Annotated in this window: 13 protein-coding genes; 11 read left to right on the top strand and 2 right to left on the bottom strand. The window is 65.0% G+C overall.

Annotated elements, in window-relative coordinates; genetic code table 11:
* Window positions 1-121 precede the first annotated feature (121 nt).
* Window positions 122-7,258: a transposase gene (locus HY57_RS21670; RefSeq protein ID WP_019466689.1), complete on the top strand. Its 7,137-nt coding sequence runs from the start codon at window positions 122-124 to the stop codon at window positions 7,256-7,258.
* Here the strand turns inward: HY57_RS21670 and HY57_RS22305 are convergent.
* Window positions 7,243-7,629 (bottom strand): transposase, encoded by a 387-nt coding sequence (locus HY57_RS22305; RefSeq protein WP_144240835.1) that lies wholly within the window; start codon window positions 7,627-7,629, stop codon window positions 7,243-7,245. The genes HY57_RS21670 and HY57_RS22305 overlap by 16 nt on opposite strands.
* A 2-nt stretch (window positions 7,630-7,631) precedes the next feature.
* On the opposite strand from HY57_RS22305, the gene HY57_RS14880 reads away from it, so the two are divergent.
* Together HY57_RS14880 and HY57_RS14875 are read left to right on the top strand one after the other, a co-directional pair.
* Entirely contained in the window at window positions 7,632-8,099 is a 468-nt protein-coding gene (locus tag HY57_RS14880; protein ID WP_019466688.1) for a DUF4019 domain-containing protein, read from the top strand.
* A gap of 213 nt (window positions 8,100-8,312) precedes the next feature.
* Window positions 8,313-8,750, top strand: a complete 438-nt coding sequence (locus HY57_RS14875) for a hypothetical protein (protein ID WP_144240834.1) — start codon at window positions 8,313-8,315, stop codon at window positions 8,748-8,750.
* A gap of 21 nt (window positions 8,751-8,771) precedes the next feature.
* Here HY57_RS14875 and HY57_RS14870 read toward each other — a convergent pair whose 3' ends face one another.
* A complete protein-coding gene (locus tag HY57_RS14870) occupies window positions 8,772-9,701 on the bottom strand; it encodes a LysR family transcriptional regulator (RefSeq protein ID WP_019466686.1) in 930 nt (309 codons plus the stop codon).
* Window positions 9,702-9,808: 107 nt separating this feature from the next.
* Between HY57_RS14870 and HY57_RS14865 the strand changes: the two genes are divergently transcribed.
* From HY57_RS14865 to folC, 8 genes are all read left to right on the top strand, one after another.
* A complete protein-coding gene (locus HY57_RS14865) occupies window positions 9,809-10,828 on the top strand; it encodes an aldo/keto reductase (protein WP_019466685.1) in 1,020 nt (339 codons plus the stop codon).
* 17 nt (window positions 10,829-10,845) lie between these two features.
* Complete coding sequence (locus HY57_RS14860) at window positions 10,846-11,271, top strand: SRPBCC family protein (RefSeq protein WP_019466684.1); 426 nt, start codon at window positions 10,846-10,848, stop codon at window positions 11,269-11,271.
* A 536-nt stretch (window positions 11,272-11,807) separates the two neighbouring features.
* Window positions 11,808-12,233: a MerR family DNA-binding protein gene (locus tag HY57_RS14855; protein WP_026034166.1), complete on the top strand. Its 426-nt coding sequence runs from the start codon at window positions 11,808-11,810 to the stop codon at window positions 12,231-12,233.
* A gap of 2 nt (window positions 12,234-12,235) precedes the next feature.
* Window positions 12,236-14,713 carry a heavy metal translocating P-type ATPase gene (locus HY57_RS14850; protein WP_192813467.1) on the top strand — a complete coding sequence of 826 codons (2,478 nt, stop codon included), beginning with the start codon at window positions 12,236-12,238 and terminating at the stop codon, window positions 14,711-14,713.
* 99 nt (window positions 14,714-14,812) lie between these two features.
* Complete coding sequence (locus HY57_RS21965) at window positions 14,813-14,971, top strand: hypothetical protein (protein WP_019466680.1); 159 nt, start codon at window positions 14,813-14,815, stop codon at window positions 14,969-14,971.
* 101 nt (window positions 14,972-15,072) lie between these two features.
* Window positions 15,073-15,480 carry a ketosteroid isomerase-related protein gene (locus HY57_RS14845; protein WP_019466679.1) on the top strand — a complete coding sequence of 136 codons (408 nt, stop codon included), beginning with the start codon at window positions 15,073-15,075 and terminating at the stop codon, window positions 15,478-15,480.
* Between the two features lie 3 nt (window positions 15,481-15,483).
* A complete protein-coding gene (locus tag HY57_RS14840) occupies window positions 15,484-16,080 on the top strand; it encodes a GNAT family N-acetyltransferase (RefSeq protein ID WP_019466678.1) in 597 nt (198 codons plus the stop codon).
* A gap of 15 nt (window positions 16,081-16,095) precedes the next feature.
* Window positions 16,096-17,388, top strand: coding sequence for a bifunctional tetrahydrofolate synthase/dihydrofolate synthase (gene folC, locus HY57_RS14835; RefSeq protein WP_019466677.1), 1,293 nt, complete (start codon window positions 16,096-16,098; stop codon window positions 17,386-17,388).

Here is a 17,388-nt window from a genome sequence, read left to right as displayed (position 1 = left end):
GGCTGCGGCACGCAGAGAATCTGGGCGTCGCGGGCAAGGGACAGCACTTCCCTAAAGGAAGCTCTGAGCGAGTTTCTCGAAACACATCGGCGCGGGCGTACTTCAAACAGGGACGATCGATATGAGTCAGATTAACTTCTCCGAGATCGAGCACAACGGCAAACGCAAATCCACATGGCGCGAGACGTTTTTGGCCGAGATGGATCGCGTAGTGCTGTGGGATGAGTTGCTTGCGTTGATCGAGCCTGTGTACCCGAAGGCTGGCCGAGGCCGTCACCCGTACCCGATCAAGATGATGCTGCGCATCTACGCCATGCAGCAGTGGTTTGGTTATAGCGATTCGGCGATGGAGGAAGCGATGCACAAGGTCACGCCCGTGCGCAAATTTGCACAGCTGTCGTTGGCGCAAGGCGGGACCCCGGGCGAGACGACGATCCTGAGCTTCAGGCGATTGCTGGAAACGCATGGTCTGGCACCACGCATCCTGGGGACGGTCAACCGTCATCTGCAATCGCGCGGGATGCTGCTGGAGGATGGCGCGGTCATCCCCGTACCCTGCGCGCCGTACAGCCAAAGGAAGAAGCGCAGCCAGGAGATGCATCAGACGAAGAAAGGCAATCCGTCCCTCTACGCTACGAAGGCGCACGTTGGGGCAATGGTGAAACCGGGCCTGGCGCAACGCTTGCCGGGGCTGAAGCCCGACAGGCTGGGGCTCGGCGCGCTGGGCGCCTCGGGAGCGCTGGTGCTGCTTGGCGTGTTCGGAGTACCCGGAACTGCCTTTGCGCAGTACGCCGTCGCCTGCGGCACCCAGACGGAAACCAATGGGTTCAGCGCCAACATTGCGATCGGCAGCAACAGCGCCAGCTGCAACCAGCCGGCGACCGTCAACGCATCGTCAGGGATAGCGATCGGAGCCCTGTCGGTCGCGAACGGCGGGACGACGGCCTTCTCCGCGCCTACGGCTGTGGGAAATGGCGCTCAAGCCCTCGGGCAATATGCAACGGCATACGGCGACAATGTCATCGCAACCGGCGTCACGGCAGTCGCCCTCGGCGCTGGCTCGCGCGCCACAGGCGATGGGACGACCGCGACAGGGTTCGCAGCCAACGCCGGCGCCATCAATGCGACGGCGATCGGCTACAATTCGAACGCCTCGAACACGGGCTCTTTCGCGGGCGGGTTCCATGCCCAGGCGGTGGGCGACAATAGCACCGCGATTGGAAATTCGGCGACTGCCTCAGGATCGACTGGTTCGAGCGCCTTTGGCGTCAATGCCACCGCCAGCGGGGCCAATAGTCTGGCGCTGGGCGTTTACTCCACGGCGTCCAACACCACCGCAACCGCAGTCGGCCCTGGGGCGGGGGCCACGGCTGTGCAAGCGACGTCGATCGGCGCAAATGCCAATGCCGGTGGCACCAACGCCTTCGCCGGTGGATACGCAGCCCAGGCGCAGGGCGTCGGCTCGCTTGCCCTTGGGTCGGCAGCATTGGCCATCGGAGCCAGCTCGGTTGCCTTTGGGCAGGGGGCTGGTGTTGGCTCATCCGCTGCCAATACCGGTTCCGTTGCGGTGGGTGTTGGCGCCGGCAATACCGTCACTGGCGTGCAAAATACTGGCATTGGTGGGGGCGTGTCCGGCACGATGCTGGGCTCCGGCTCGGGCGTCTCCGGCGCGCGGAACGTCGCCTTCGGCACCGGCGACGGCACGGTTGTGTACAACGCCACCTACAAGGCCGCCTCGGGCAGCCTGGTGACCGGCAATGACAATATCGCCGTCGGCACCAACGCCGGTATCGGCGTTGCCGCCAATGCGACGACCTCGATCGGCCTCAATGCAAAGGCAACTGGCGGAAACGCGATCGCGATGGGCGTGGGCGCCCAGGCGAACGGCGCGAACAGCATCAGCGTCGGCACAGGCAATGTGGTGAGCGGTGCCAATTCCGGTGCGTTTGGTGACCCCAGCACCATCGCCGGCACCGGGTCCTATTCGCTCGGCAACAACAACGCCATCAACGCCAATAATGCCTTCGTGGTTGGTAACGGTGTGACCGTCGCAACCGGTTTGGATGGCGCGGTGGTCCTCGGCAACGGCTCGACGGTCTCGGCGGCCGTGGCCACGCCCAACGCCTCGATCGGCGGTACCACCTATGCTTTCGCAGGCGGCGCGCCAGCGGCGGGCGACGTGGTCAGCGTGGGTTCGGCTACCGCGCCGCGGCAAATCCAGAATGTCGCGGCGGGGCAGTTGAATGCCAACTCGACCGACGCAGTGAACGGCTCGCAGCTGTACGCGACCAACCAGCAGGTCACGACGAACACGACCAACATCGCCAACAACATCGCGGCGATCACTAACCTTGGTAACGGCACGGTGGGTCTGGTGCAGCAGGCGGGCGGCATCAGTGCGACCAATGCCAACCTGATCACGGTGGGGGCGGGCACGGGCGGCACGGTGGTGAGCTTCGCCAACGCCAGCGGTGGCACGCGCACGCTGAGCAACGTGACGGCGGGCGTGAACCCGACCGACGCGGTGAACGTGAGCCAGCTGACCACGACCAACTCCAACGTGACGAACCTGGGCAACCAGGTCGCCAGCAACACCACCAACATCGCCAGCAACACCACGGCGATCAGCAACCTCGCGAACAACGTCGCCAACGGCACGGTCGGTCCCGTGCAACAGACCGGTGCCGCCAATCGGCTCGCCCTGGTGGCTCCGGGGGGCAGTGGTGCGACACCTGGCGCGGCGCAGACGCTAACCAATGTCGCGGCGGGTGCGCTAGGCGCGACTTCAACGGACGCGATCAACGGCTCGCAGCTCTATGCGACCAATCAGCAGGTGACGACCAATACCGGCAACATCGCCAACCTCACCACCAATATCACTACCCTCGGCCAAGGCTGGAAGGTGAGCGCCCAGGGCGCCAACGCGACCAGCGTTGGGTTGGGCAGCGCCACGGGGAACAGCTTCGATCTCAACAACGGCGACGGCAACCTCGTCGTGTCGAAGAGCGCGACGAGCAATGACGTCCGTTTTGACCTGGCCAAGAACCTCAGCGTCAACAGCGTGACGGCGGGCAGTGCTGCCTTCAACACCACCGGCCTGACCATCACTGGCGGGCCGAGCGTGACCACCAGCGGCGTTGATGCCGGCGGCCTGAAGATCACCCATCTCGCGGCGGGTGCGCTAAGTGCGACTTCGACCGACGCGGTCAATGGCTCGCAGCTCTATGCCACCAACCAGCAGGTGGCAACGAACACGACCAACATCGCCAACAACACCACGGCGATCAGCAGCCTGGCGAACAACGTCGCCAACGGCACGGTCGGCCCCGTGCAGCAGACCAGCGTCGCCAATCAACTCGCCTTGGTGGCCCCGGGCGGCAGCGGTGCGACACCTGGCGCAGCGCAGACGCTTACCAACGTCGAGGCAGGTGCGCTAAGCGCGACTTCGACGGACGCGGTCAACGGCTCGCAGCTCTACGCGACCAATCAGCAGGTGGCGACGAACACGACCAACATCGCCAACAACACGGCGGCGATCACCAACCTCGGTAACGGCATGGTAGGCCTGGTGCAGCAGGCGGGCGGCATCAGCGCGACCAATACCAACCTGATCACGTTGGGGGCTGGCACGGGCGGCACGATGGTGAGCTTCGCCAACGCCAGCGGCGGGACGCGCACGCTGAGCAACGTGACGGCGGGCGTTAACCCGACCGACGCAGTGAACGTGAGCCAGCTGACCACGACCAACACCAACGTGACGAACCTGGGCAACCAGGTCGCCACCGACACTACCAATATCACCGCGCTGCAGCAGGATGCCTTGCAGTGGAGCGCTTCGTTGAATGCCTATGATGCCAGTCATGGGAGAGGTTCGCCCCAGACGATCACCAACGTCGCACCAGCGGCGCTGAGCAGTACCAGCGCCGACGCGGTGAACGGCTCGCAGCTCTACGCAACCAACCAGCAGGTGGCGACGAACACGACCAATATCGCCAACAACGCCACGGCGATCACCAACCTCGGCAGCAGTGTCACCAACCTCACGAACAACGTCGCCAACGGTGCGGTCGGCCCCGTGCAGCAGACCGGTGCCGCCAATCAGCTCGCCCTGGTGGCCCCGGGTGGCAGCGGAGGAGCGCCCGGCGCGGCGCAGACGCTTGCCAATGTCGCGGCGGGTGTGCTTGGCGCGACGTCGGCCGACGCGGTGAATGGTTCGCAGCTTTACGCGACCAACCAGCAGGTGACGCAGAACACCGCGGACATCACCAATCTGGACGGCCGCGTGACGACTGTTGCGGGGGACGTTAGCACCCTTGCCAACAGCGTCACGAATATCCAGAACGGCGCGGGGATTAAGTATTTCCACGCCAACTCGACACTGGCGGACAGCCAGAGTTTGGGGGCCGACAGCGTGGCAGTCGGGCCGGCGGCCGTGGCAAACAACACCAACAGCGTGGCGCTCGGCAATGGCGCCGTCGCCAGCGTGGACGGATCGCTGGCACTGGGTTCCGGCTCCGTGGCCGATCGCGCGATCGTGCCGGTCAGCGGCTCGATCCCGACGGGCTTGGGCTACGTGACCTACAACACGACCGATGCCACCCTGCTCGGCTCGGTGTCGGTGGGCAATGGAGCGACGGGTGCGCTGCGCCAGATCACCAACGTCGCCGACGGCACGGAATCGCATGATGCGGTGACGCTGCGTCAGCTGCAGGGGGCGGTCGGCTCGGTCTCGGTCACTTCGACCAAATATTTCCACGCCAACTCCACCGTACTTGACTCCCTCGCCATCGGCACCGACGCCGTGGCGGTCGGCCCGACGACGGTCGTGAACGGGGACAACGGCATTGGCCTGGGCAACGGCGCGATCGTGCAGCAGACCGCGCCTGGTGGCACCGCCATCGGCCAGAACGCGCAGGTCAGCCAGGCCGATGCGATCGCACTCGGTACGAACTCGACCGCGGACGGCATCCAGTCGCTCGCGATCGGCGCTGGCGCCCATGCTGGCGTCCTGGGCAGTGTTGCTCTGGGTGCGGGCGCGAGCGTCGCCAGCGGCGTGACGGGCTCGAATGTCGCGCTCGGCCAGGGTTCCGCGGTAACGGCTGCGGCGGTACCGACGGCTAGCGGCACGATCAACGGCACCGCGTACAGCTATGCAGGCGGCGCGCCTGCCGGTGTGGTTAGTGTGGGTGCGGCGGGCGCGCAGCGTCAGCTCACCAAAGTGGCGGCGGGCCAGGTGAGCGCCGCCAGCACCGATGCGGTGAATGGCAGCCAGCTCTATGCCACGAACCAGGCGATTGGCGCGGTCGGCTCGAATCTGACCAACCTGGGTAGTTCTGTCGCTTCGGGGCTGGGAGGCAATACCACGTATGATCCCGTCACCGGACAGCTGACCACTAGCCTGAGCTATGGCGGAAATAGCTACAACTCGGCGCAAGACGTGTTCAACCAGATCGGTGGCGTCATCGGTGGCGGCGGCATCAAATACTTCCACACCAACTCGAACCTGGCCGATAGCTATGCGGCAGGCAACAACAGCATCGCGGTCGGTTCGGTAGCCAATGCCTATGGAGACGGCTCCATCGCACAGGGCTTGAATGCGGTGGCCGGTGTCAACGGCAACAGCAGCGTGGCCAACGATATCGCGTTGGGCAATGGTGCACAGGCCACGGGCGGTAATGCCATTGCACAGGGTACGGGCGCCGTCGCCCATACCGCAGGTGCGGTGGCCATTGGCCAGTCGGCGACGGCAACCGGCGGCCGGTCGGTGTCCATCGGCGTGGGCAATACGGCGTCCGGCGATGGCGCGGTGGCCATTGGCGATCCGAACACCGCCACCGGCACGGGTGCGGTGGCAATGGGTCAGAACAATACGGCGAGTGGTCAGGGTGCTGTCGCGCTGGGCAACCAGGGTACGGCCAACGGTCAAGGCGCTGTCGCGCTCGGCAACACCGCAACGGCGAATGCAGCGGGCGCCGTGGCATTGGGCGACACCGCCAATGCGGCAGCACAGAACGGCGTGGCGCTGGGTTCCGGCGCCGTGGCCGCCAACGTCGGGGATGTGGCACTCGGTTCGGGCTCGGTCACCAGCAAGGCCGTTGCCACGGCCAGCATGACGGTCAATGGCACCACCTATGCCGTGGCGGGCACTAGCCCCACCAACACGGTGAGCGTGGGTGCGGCGGGTGCGGAGCGCACCATCACCCACGTCGCCGCTGGCCAGGTGAGCGCGACCAGTACGGATGCGGTCAACGGCTCGCAGTTGAATGCGACGAACCAGGCAATCAACAACCTGGGGACGCAGGTGAACAACATCGGCAACCAGATAAGCGCGCTGAGCAACACGCTGAGCAGCAGCGGCGTGCAGTATGACGATTCCAGCAAGGGCAGTGTGACGCTGGGTGGTACGAAATCGACGGACGGCGGCGTCACGGGCGGAACCACCATCACCAACGTCCACCAAGGCAATGTGTCTTCCACCAGCACGGATGCCGTCAACGGCTCGCAGTTGAACGCGACCAATCAGCAAGTCGCCCAGAACACTGCCAGCATTAACAAGCTCAACGACGGTACGGCCGGTTATTTTCAGGTCAACAACACCGCCAATGCGTCTCAGCCGAAGGCCTCGGGTTCCGACGCAACGGCGGGTGGCGCCGGTGCGGTGGCGTCGGGCAGCGCCAGCACCGCGGTCGGCACCGGTGCGCAGGCGACCGCGAGCAACAGCGTGGCGATTGGTGGCGGCTCGGTGGCCGATCGCGCCAACTCGATATCGGTGGGCGCGGCGGGCGCGGAGCGTCAGGTCACCAATGTGGCAGCGGGTACGGCTGGCACGGATGCGGTCAATGTCGCTCAGCTCACCACGGTCACATCGCAGGCAGTAAGCGCGGCCAACAGCTACACCGACACGGCAACATCCAATGCGGTGAACACAGCCAACGCCTACACGAATCAGGCGCTCGCCGGGTTCGGCAACCAGGTCAACGACCAATTCAATGCCGTCAACCGTCGCATTTCGGACTTGTCACGGACACAGCAGTCGCAATGCGCCATGGCCCAGGCAGGTATCGGTGCGATGGCGGCTGGGGCCGGTAGCAGCGCGCCTCGTATTGTCGCGGGCACGGGTCTTTGCTCGGGTGGTGCTGCTGGCCTGGCGGTCGGCGTGACAGCGCCCATTGGAGATCGCTGGCACGTGGCCTTCAGTGCGTCAGCCTCGCGCGGTAACGGCGCTGTGAATGCAGGTGTTGGTTATGACATCCAGTAAGCATCGAGTGGTTGCTTGACGACTGCTCCTTTCGATGGCCGCAGGCGCATGGTCGATAGCAATGACCGCTCGTAAAGTGTTGAGCCCATCGCGCTGGACATCGGGGTTGTGTGGCTGGCGCTCCCCGGCTTTTGACACGGCCTGTAGCCACGAACTATGCATTTGAACCAAGGCACGATGCCGGCGAGTTTGATGAAACCGAGGACGTTTTCCGGGAGCTTGCCGTATCGAGTAGCGATGTAGCGCCATGGCTTGAGTCCGGCGAAGAAGCGCTTGATGCCCTGACGCTGTTTATAGGCGGTGCAGTCATGGTCATGTTGGTATCGACAGGGCGGGACGACCGGCTCTCCATCAAGAATTGGATAATCCACGGATGATCAATAAGCGTTTTCCCTGCGCACTCCTCCTGCTCGTTTCGGTCGCTGCACCCGCGCAGGTGGCGTCCGTTCGACCACCGGCTGTGCGGGCCGCGCAAGCGGACCTCGACCCTGGGCATTTCGTCGATGCGGCCTTCAAGGCGCTTGCGGCGGTAGAAAGTGGGCAGGCTGGCCTGGTTTGGGATATGGCTTCTCCCGTCATGAAATCGGCCACGACCAGGGTTGCATTCATCGACAGCGAAGCGATGCATGCATCGGCCAATGGGCAGCTAGCCACGCGGCAATGGTTTTCGATCAACCGAAATCGCATCGACGGCAATTCCGGTGACAAACACATCCCCCCGGGAAGTTATTTGACGGTCCTATTTGTCGGAAGCAACAAGGCTGGCCAGACCCTTCAGCAGAATGTCACCTTTGCTCTCGATTCCGACGGGATCTGGCGGCTGGCTGGGATTGTTTTGTAGCCGTTGGCAGGCTTTATCAAGGCTTTGGAGCGGTTGGAAGCGTGCTGAATAGGGAATTTGCACTCCGTGCCCGAACAAGGTCTGGGCAACGGAGATCGCCTATCCTTGCCTACCTGGATGACCGTTAACCTTCAGGAAGCCCGAAGGTGGCAGGCATCGAATCTGCCACCCGGGGAGGCTTACAGCGTGCTCACCATGGTCTGTGGAGTGACCATGTTTGCCTGGTCGGAAAACGCGCATCCCGTTGCTATGGCCATTGTCGGTGTTGCGATAGAAGCCGGAGCGCTCTGGGCCTTTGTCAAAGGCGCGGACTTATTGTTTGGCAGGCGGACGCAGGGCGGGTTGATAGGGACAAACGCGCTTCGTTTCATCGCATTCGGGTACGGGATCATGATGGCCGGCGGGCTGATCTTCGCGACTGGAGGCCAGCCGCTTGCGGTCAGAGCAGTAGCGGCTCTCGGTGGTGTCGTCATGATCTGCGGACTGCTGGTCGTAGCTCGACGACGGCAACTTATCAAAGCACTCGAAGAGAGTGCCCGTTTAAAGGCCTGGGAGGAGTTGCCGCTGTGTGGCCCTGACAAGTCGCAAAGTGTCCGCTTTCGACCTGAAGCGGACATGGCCACCGAAGCGATGATCAGCATGGCGCTTTGAAGCCCCAAGCCGTTTGCGCATTCACGGTGCCGCGGTCTCCGGAATGACCTCTCGCACCGGAATGCTGGCTGCAACCAACGTCTGGCGGAAGACGTCCACCAGTGGCCTTAAATTGATCTTGTGCCACGCCGCCCACAAGGGTATTCGATAGCTGAACCACGACAACTCGCGCAACACCACGCCCGCGGGTGCCTGGTGGCGCAGGCTTTGCTGGATCGTCGTTACACCAAGTCCTGCCGCAACCAGGCCCAGGGCCGCCAGTGGTTCCGTGGCTTCCATCGTGATGGTTGGCGTGAATCCGGCGCTCGCGCAGGCGGCGATGAATGTGTCGTGTCGTAACACGGTTTCCTTGTGCATGACACCGATCCACTTCTGTGCGGCGAGATCCGCCGGGGTGATGTCTTGCGCATCCGCCAGCGGGTGTCCCGCGGGTAGCACGAGCAGCATGGGGTCGTTGAGCACCTGGACGGCCTCGAGGTCGGGGTCGTCGCGTGGCGGCGGCTCGCAGACGAGTGCGATGTCGAGGCTGCGCTGTCGAAGCCCTTCCAGTTGAACTTCCGACTGCTGGTTGTAGAGCGCAATGTGCACGGCAGGACGGTCGTCTCGTAATTCCCGCAGAGCGTTGGGCAGCACGCCCGAATGCATCGCGTACTCCAGATAGCCGATGCAAAGGCCGCCTTCGTCGCCGCGGCCCAGTCGTCGTGCGAGCGACTCCAGCCGGTTGGCATGCGTCAGCAGTGCGCGTGCCTCGGCCAGGAAGGTACGGCCGTCGCGGGTTAAGCGGATCCGTTGCTGGGAGCGTTCAAATAGCGTCAGCCCAAGCTTTTCCTCGAGCTGGGCGATCTGGCGGCTCAGTGGCGATTGGGAGATATGGAGCCGTTCGGCGGCCCGTCCGACGTGCTCGTCCTCGGCAACGGCCACGAAATAGTGAAGTTGGCGTAGATCCAACATTTGAGACTCCATGGGACTTAACTGTAGAAAATATAGTCTTGGACGGACTTGACTTGCAAGCCTAGACTGTGCCGCATCCCAACATTGCTTCACATCTGGAGCCCCCCATGAGCATCAAAGACAAACTGGCCGGCAACGTGATCGGCTTTGGTACTGCCCCGCTGGGCAATATGTTTCGCGACATCCCGGAAGCGGAGGCCCAGGCCACCGTGGACGCCGCCTGGTCCCAGGGAGTGCGCTACTACGACACGGCGCCGTTCTATGGCGCGGGCCTCGCCGAAATCCGGCTGGGAGAAGCGCTGGCCAGGCACAAGCGCGATGACTACGTGCTCAGCACCAAGGTCGGCCGCCTGATTCTCGACGAGGTCGAAGACACCAGTGCCCGAGCACTGGGCGAAAAGAGCGGCCTGTTTGCCGCCGGGCGTCCCAACAAGCTCGTGAATGACTATTCCGCGGATGCCACGCTGCGGTCGATCGACGACAGCCTCAAGCGGATGAAGACCGACCGCCTCGATATCGTCTGGGTGCACGACATTGCCCAGGATTTCTATGGTGACGAATGGCTTTCGTATTTCGAAGTGGCTCGCAAGGGCGCCTTTCGCGTACTGACCCGTCTGCGCGATGAGGGTGTGATCAAGGCCTGGGGCCTTGGCGTGAATCGCGTCGAGCCGATCGAACTGACGCTGGATCTCGAAGAGGCGAAGCCGGATGGTTTCCTGCTTGCGGGCCGCTACTCGCTGCTCGACCACGAGCATGCACTGCAACGCCTGATGCCGAAGGCTGCCGAGCGCCAGACCGAGATCGTCGTCGGTGGTCCGTACAGCTCCGGCATCCTGGCAGGTGGCGCTCACTTCGAATACCAGAAGGCACCGCCGGAAATCATTGCCAAGGTCGAGCGCATCAAGGCGATCGCGCAGCGACATGGCGTCAGCATCAAGGCGGCCGCTCTGCAGTTTTCGCTGGCGAACCCGGCGGTTGCGGCGGTGATCCCCGGCGCAAGCAAGCCTGAGCGCATCGCCGAAGATGCCGCCGCGCTGAGGGAAGTCATTCCCTCCGAGTTCTGGCGCGAATTGCGCGAGCAGCGCCTGGTTGCCCCCAATGCGCCGCTTCCCATCGACCGTATCTGATCACTGAGGAACCCACCATGGCACAAGCATCTGCAACGATCACGCTGCCGGTTGCACCCGACCGCGTGTGGCAACTGATTGGCGGTTTCGATTCGCTGCCCGATTGGCTGCCGTACATCCCCAAGAGCGAGTTGAGCGAGGGCGGCCGCGTGCGCAGCCTCGTCAATCCCGATGGCGAGGCCATCGTGGAGCGACTCGAGGCCTTTGATAACAGCTCGCGCAGCTACACCTACTCCATCCTGCGGGCACCGTTTCCGGTCACCCACTATCGTTCGACGCTGCGCGTGACCGGTGCGGATGGCGATGAAAGCTCACGCGTCGACTGGTCGGGTCAGTTCACGCCGGTGGGCGTGAGTGATGACGCGGCATCGCGATTGTTCGAGGGCATTTATCGCGATGGCCTGAAGGCACTGGAGGCCTCGCTGATCGGATCGGCGGCCTGACTCCATGGTGCTTGCGGTGGTGCTCAAAGCGCTGCCGCAAGCACCGCCGGTGATCACATCGACTCGGTAGCACACCGAGTGGGCATATCTCCAGGTCCATATTCTGGTCAGAGGCGGGTGCGCCGCGCGCTTCGGCCCCGTGCGTGTTTTGAGCCAAGGGGCCAGCGTCTGCTTTCGACCAAAAGCGGACATTGAAGATTCTGAGCGGATTGGGGTTAACAGGGGGGTGAAATGGCCTACGAATTGAGCATTGAACGTGACCCGCAGCTTACGATTGACGAGTGGCGAGCTGCGGTGGAAATGCACCCGTTGCTCCGCCTGGGACCAGTCGATATCTGGCGGCGATCGTCGTCGGCCGCCTTGGCCAAGGCCTTTGAAGTAGCTCGTCTTGCGGTTGGGCCCACCGTCCGGTGTCATCGTTAAGGGCCAATGACAAGGTTAGAGACATCAGTGCCAAGGTTAAGGGTCTTCGACAGGAGCTATCAGCAGCATTAGGGCTTGACTCTAGACCTTGATCAAGGGTCTAGACTTTGCCCATGAACACCCCTCATACCTCCATGACCATCGGGGCCGTCGCCAGGCGCGTCGGCGTGGCTATCGACACGATCCGCTATTACGAGCGCGAAGGGCTGCTGCCCGAACCGTTGCGACGGGCCTCCGGCTATCGCAGTTACGACGAAGGCGCGGTGCGGCAGTTGCGTTTCATCCGCCGGGCGAAAGACCTGGGCTTTACGCTGGAGGAGATCCGCGACCTGCTGTCGCTCTCCGCCGACCGGCAACGCGGGGTGAAGGCGGTGAAGAAGCGCGCGGAGGAACGCCTGGCCGCCATCGACGAACGCATTGCGGAATTGACCCGCGTGCGCGACGGGCTGGAACAGCTGATCGAGGCCTGCCCGGGGCACGGCTCGCCAGACCAGTGCCCCATCCTGAAAGCGCTGACCGATGCAGAGGACGAGGCATGAGCATGGAAGAACACGGCTGCTGTCATGCGAAGCCGCAGCCCGCACCGGCGACCCAGGCGTCCTGTTGTGGTGGAGATGCCTCAGCCGTTATCGCTTCGACGCACGCACATCATGATCATGCCCGGCACCACGACCATCAGCACGACCATCAGCATGGGCATGGGGCGCATCACGACCACGCCGCCCACACGACGAAGGATCCGGTATGCGGCATGACGGTGGATCCGTCCACCGCGAAGCATCAGGCGGAACACGATGGCGAGACGTTCTATTTCTGCGCGCAGCGTTGCAAGGATAAGTTCCTCGCCGATCCGGCGCGCTACCTGACGCCGGCCGACACGCCGGCCCCGGCGGCGCTGGCGGGCGCGATGTATACCTGTCCGATGCACCCGGAAGTGCAGCAGATCGGGCCGGGGCATTGCCCGAAGTGCGGCATGGCGCTGGAACCGATGATGCCCAGCCTCGACGAGGATGACGGCCACGAGCTTGCCGCCATGTCGCGCCGTTTCTGGTCGCTGGTGGCGTTGACCTTGCCGGTGTTTCTGCTGGCGATGGGGCCGCATCTGTTTGGCTGGCACCTGCCTTCTCCGTGGGGTGGCATGGCGGCGTGGGCCGAGGCCTTGCTGTCCACCGTGGTCGTGCTGTGGGGTGGTGCGCCGTTCTTTGCGCGCGGCTGGCAGTCGCTGAAACCCTGGTCACCGAACATGTACACGCTGATCGCGCTGGGCACGGGCGTGGCGTGGCTCTACAGCGCCGTGGCATTCCTGATGCCGTCGCTGTTCCCTGCGGGATTTCGCGACATGCATGGCCGGGTTGGCGTGTATTTCGAATCGGCGGCGGTGATCGTGACGCTGGTGACGCTGGGTGATTTCCTCGAGCTGCGCGCGCGCCGTCGCACCGGCGCCGCACTCAAGGCCCTGCTGGGGCTGGCGCCGAAGACGGCGCGCCTCGTGGGTGCTGACGGCAGTGAACACGATGTGCCGCTGGACGAGGTGCATGCCGGGGATACGCTGCGCGTGCGTCCCGGCGAGAAAGTGCCGGTGGATGGCGTGGTGATCGATGGCAGCAGCCACGTGGACGAATCCATGCTCACCGGCGAGCCGCTGCCCGTCGGCAAAACGCGGGGCGAGCGTGTCACGGGCGGCACGGTGAACCAGGATGGCGCGCTGTTGATGCGTGCCGACAAGGTCGGTGCGGAAACCATGCTGTCGCAGATCGTCACGCTGGTGGCGCAGGCGCAGCGCAGCAAGGCGCCGCTGCAACGCGTAGCCGACCGGGTGGCGGCGTGGTTCGTGCCGGCGGTGGTTGCCGTCGCGGCGTTGGCCTTCGCACTGTGGGCGTGGCTGGGGCCCGATCCGAAGCTCGCTTATGCGCTGATTTCGGCGGTGTCGGTGCTGATCATTGCCTGTCCATGCGCGCTTGGCCTTGCCACGCCGATCTCCATCATGGTGGCCAGCGGCCGTGCGGCGCAGAACGGCGTGTTGTTCCGCGATGCAGCTGCCATCGAATCGCTGCGCGGCATCGACACGCTGGTGGTCGACAAGACCGGCACGTTGACCGGGGGCAAGCCCACGCTGAAGGAGGTGGTGAGCCTTGGCGGCCAGCCGCGCGAACGCCTGCTGGCGATGGCGGCGGCACTGGAGCGTCCCAGCGAACATCCGCTGGCCCGGGCGATCCTCGCCGGCGCGGCGGCGGAGCAGGTGGCAGTGCCGCCGGTGGCACATTTCCGCACCCTGACCGGTGCGGGTGTGGAAGGCGAAGTGGATGGCCATGCCGTGGCGCTGGGCAACCTGCGTTTGCTATCGAACATCGGCGTGCAGCCGGCACCCGCGGCGCTGGCGAAGGCCGACGCGTTGCGCGGCGAAGGTGCCACGGTGATGTTCCTGGCTGTCGATGGCGAACTGGCCGGCCTGATGGCCGTGGCGGATCGCGTGAAAGCGAGCACGCCGCAGGCGATCCGCGACCTGCATGCGGCCGGCCTGCGCATCGTGATGCTGACGGGCGACAACCTTGCCACCGCCAAGGCAGTGGCCGGTTCGCTGGGCATCGATGAGGTGCACGCGGAGGTATCGCCCACCGACAAGGCCGCAGTGGTCCAGCAACTGCGAGCGCAGGGACATCGCGTAGCCATGGCCGGTGACGGCATCAACGACGCGCCCGCGCTCGCCGTGGCCGACGTCGGCATCGCCATGGGCAGCGGCACCGACATCGCCATGGAAAGTGCGCAGGTGACCCTGGTGAAGGGCGAGCTCACCGCCATCGTGCGGGCCAGGGCGCTGTCGCAAGCCACGGTGCGCAATATCCGCCAGAACCTGTTCTTCGCCTTCGTCTACAACGCGGTGGGCGTGCCGCTGGCAGCCGGCCTGTTGTACCCGCTGCTTGGCCTGATGCTGTCGCCGATGGTGGCGGCGCTGGCGATGAGCCTGTCCTCGGTATCCGTGGTGACCAACGCCCTGCGCCTGCGCCGCGCGGCCTTGTGATGCTTGTCACCTGCGATGGCTGACGTCGCGCCCTGCCTCGGAAACGGGGCGGGGCGGATGATTCCTCCCGCACCGATAGGGTGCGGGGAGGACTTCACAGTGAACATCATCAACGACACCCGCAGTACGCTCGAAAAACACATGCCGCTGCTGCTGGGCCTGCTGGTTGCGCTGCTTGCGGGCCGGGCGCTGAAGAAAACGTTCTGGACCCTGTTCGGCATGTACTGGGCACTGCGAGCCACCGGCGTGCATTTCTGAGCGAAGCCGGCCCTGCGCGCCGGCCCCGGGAAAGTGAACGGCGATCACGGCGGCGGCACATGCTTTAAGCTGTGCGCCCCGTTTCCCCGCAGGACGCCGCCATGTCATCCAGCACCGCCCTGGTCGCCCGTTACTACGACGCGTTCAATCGCGGCGACTGGGAGGCCATGCTCGACTGCCTGACGGACGACGTGGCACATGACATCAACCAGGGGCACCGCGAAACCGGGCGGGAGGCGTTCCGCAGCTTCCTGGCACGCATGAATCGCAGCTACCGCGAGGAACTGCGCGACATCGTACTGCTGCAGGGCGCCGATGACATGCGCGCCGCCGCTGAGTACGTGGTGCACGGCCAGTACCTGGCCGATGACGAAGGCCTGCCGCCTGCGCGGGGCCAGCGCTATGCCCTGCCGGGCGGCGCGTTCTTCGACATCCGCGACGGGCGCATCGCGCGCATCAGCAACTACTACAACCTGCAGGACTGGATCGCGCAGGTTGCCGAGGGCTGAGCCGTGACGGTGCGCATCCTCACCAGCGTGGGCGAGGCGGTGCGTCCGCACCTGCCGGAACTCGCGCGGCTGCGCATCGAGGTTTTCCGCGACTATCCCTATTTGTACGACGGTGACATGGCCTACGAGCAGCGCTATCTGGACGCGTACGCGCGCTCGCGGCGCAGCGTGTTCGTGCTGGCGCTGGACGGCGACCGGGTGGTGGGATGCTCGACGGGCATCCCGCTGGTCGATGAGGTGGCTTCCATCCAGCAGCCCTTCATCGAACACGGCATGATGCTCGGCGAGGTGTTCTACTTCGGCGAATCGGTGCTGCTGCCGGCCTACCGGGGGCAGGGCCTTGGCCATCGCTTCTTCGACGCGCGCGAGCGCCATGCGCGCGCCTTGCCCGGCTATCGCTGGACGGCGTTCTGCGCGGTGGAGCGCGCAGCCAACGACTCGCGCCAGCCTGCCGGTTACCGATCCAATGACGCCTTCTGGACCGGGCGCGGCTACCAGCGGCAGGACAACATGTTCTGCACGCTGGACTGGACCGAGACTGGCGCCTTTGAATCCTCGTCCCATCGCCTGCGTTTCTGGCTGCGTCCGCTGGACGCCTGAGTACTCACTGCACACATGACCCGTACCCTCGACGAATGGCTGTCCTACCAGGAACGCGTGAACGTGCGCAGCATCGAGCTGGGCCTGGACCGCGTGCGGGAGGTGTGGCAGCGCATGGGCGCGCCGGCACCGGCACGCCGCGTGATCACCGTGGGCGGCACTAACGGCAAGGGCTCGACGGTGGCCATGCTGGAAGCCATGCTCACGGCGGGTGGCCAGCGCGTGGGCTGCTACACCTCGCCGCATCTGCTGCATTACCGCGAGCGGATCCGCCTCGAAGGGCGCGATGCCGGCGATGACGCGCTGGTGGCGAGCTTCGAGCGTATCGAAGCGGCGCGCGGCGAGATTCCGCTGACTTACTTCGAGTTCGGCACGCTCGCCGCGCTGGACCTGTTCGCCCGTGCCGCGCTGGACGTGGCTGTGCTGGAGGTGGGGCTGGGTGGCCGGCTGGACGCCGTCAACATCGTGGATGCCGACGTGGCCGTGATCACCACGGTCGATCTCGACCATATGGATTGGCTGGGGCCGGATCGCGACAGCATTGGGGTGGAGAAGGCTGGCATTGCGCGGGCAGGGCGTCCGGCCATCGTCGGTGAAGCCGATCCGCCGGCCGGTTTGCTGCAGGCACTGGCGCGTATCGGCGCCGTGGTCGAGCGGGCCGGCGTGGATTTCACCGTGCAGCGCGAGCCCCGCGGCTGGCAGTGGCGGCACCGCGACGGCCTGGCGCTGTCGCTGCCTGATCCGGGATTGACGGCGCCGGTGCAGTACGCCAACGCCGCGACGTCGGTGGCGGCCCTGCATGCCTTGCAAGGCATCGACGCCTCGCTGGCCACGATGGATCTCGCCACGGTGGCGGCAAGCGGCATCCGGTCGGCGCGTGTGGCGGCACGCCTGCAGGTGTTGGGCGGCGATCCTGAGCTGGTGGTGGACGTCGGCCACAACCCGCAGGCGGCGCGCGCGCTGGCCGAGTGGCTGGACGCGCGGCCTGGCGTACGGGTGCACGCGGTGTACGGCGCGCTGTCGGACAAGGATGTTGCCGGCGTGATCCGCGCCCTGGGTGGCCGCATTGCGCACTGGCACCTGGCCGGGCTTGAGCGGGACACGCCACGTGGCCTGGCAGCCGATGCGCTGGCTGACCAGCTGCTGGCGGTGCTGCCGGATGCTCGCTTCGATGCCCACGCCGATGTTTCCACGGCGCTGAACGCCGCGCGCTCCGCCGCGAAAACCGGCGAATGCGTGCTGGCGTTTGGCTCATTCTTCGTCGCCTCGGCGGTGCTTGCTGAATCGGGCACGCCCGATTCGGCCTGA

The sequence above is a fragment of the Dyella japonica A8 genome, from assembly GCF_000725385.1.
Classification (GTDB): domain Bacteria; phylum Pseudomonadota; class Gammaproteobacteria; order Xanthomonadales; family Rhodanobacteraceae; genus Dyella; species Dyella japonica_C.
This window is presented reverse-complemented; position numbering and strand designations above follow the sequence as displayed.

What these genes read in the sequence shown, in the direction of transcription:
- HY57_RS21670 (WP_019466689.1), top strand. Translation starts at nt 122, where the DNA reads ATGAGTCAGATTAACTTCTCCGAGATCGAGCACAACGGCAAACGCAAA.
- HY57_RS14880 (WP_019466688.1), top strand. Translation starts at nt 7,632, where the DNA reads ATGATCAATAAGCGTTTTCCCTGCGCACTCCTCCTGCTCGTTTCGGTC.
- HY57_RS14875 (WP_144240834.1), top strand. Translation starts at nt 8,313, where the DNA reads ATGTTTGCCTGGTCGGAAAACGCGCATCCCGTTGCTATGGCCATTGTC.
- HY57_RS14870 (WP_019466686.1), bottom strand. Translation starts at nt 9,701, where the DNA reads ATGTTGGATCTACGCCAACTTCACTATTTCGTGGCCGTTGCCGAGGAC.
- HY57_RS14865 (WP_019466685.1), top strand. Translation starts at nt 9,809, where the DNA reads ATGAGCATCAAAGACAAACTGGCCGGCAACGTGATCGGCTTTGGTACT.
- HY57_RS14860 (WP_019466684.1), top strand. Translation starts at nt 10,846, where the DNA reads ATGGCACAAGCATCTGCAACGATCACGCTGCCGGTTGCACCCGACCGC.
- HY57_RS14855 (WP_026034166.1), top strand. Translation starts at nt 11,808, where the DNA reads ATGAACACCCCTCATACCTCCATGACCATCGGGGCCGTCGCCAGGCGC.
- HY57_RS14850 (WP_192813467.1), top strand. Translation starts at nt 12,236, where the DNA reads ATGGAAGAACACGGCTGCTGTCATGCGAAGCCGCAGCCCGCACCGGCG.
- HY57_RS14845 (WP_019466679.1), top strand. Translation starts at nt 15,073, where the DNA reads ATGTCATCCAGCACCGCCCTGGTCGCCCGTTACTACGACGCGTTCAAT.
- folC (WP_019466677.1), top strand. Translation starts at nt 16,096, where the DNA reads ATGACCCGTACCCTCGACGAATGGCTGTCCTACCAGGAACGCGTGAAC.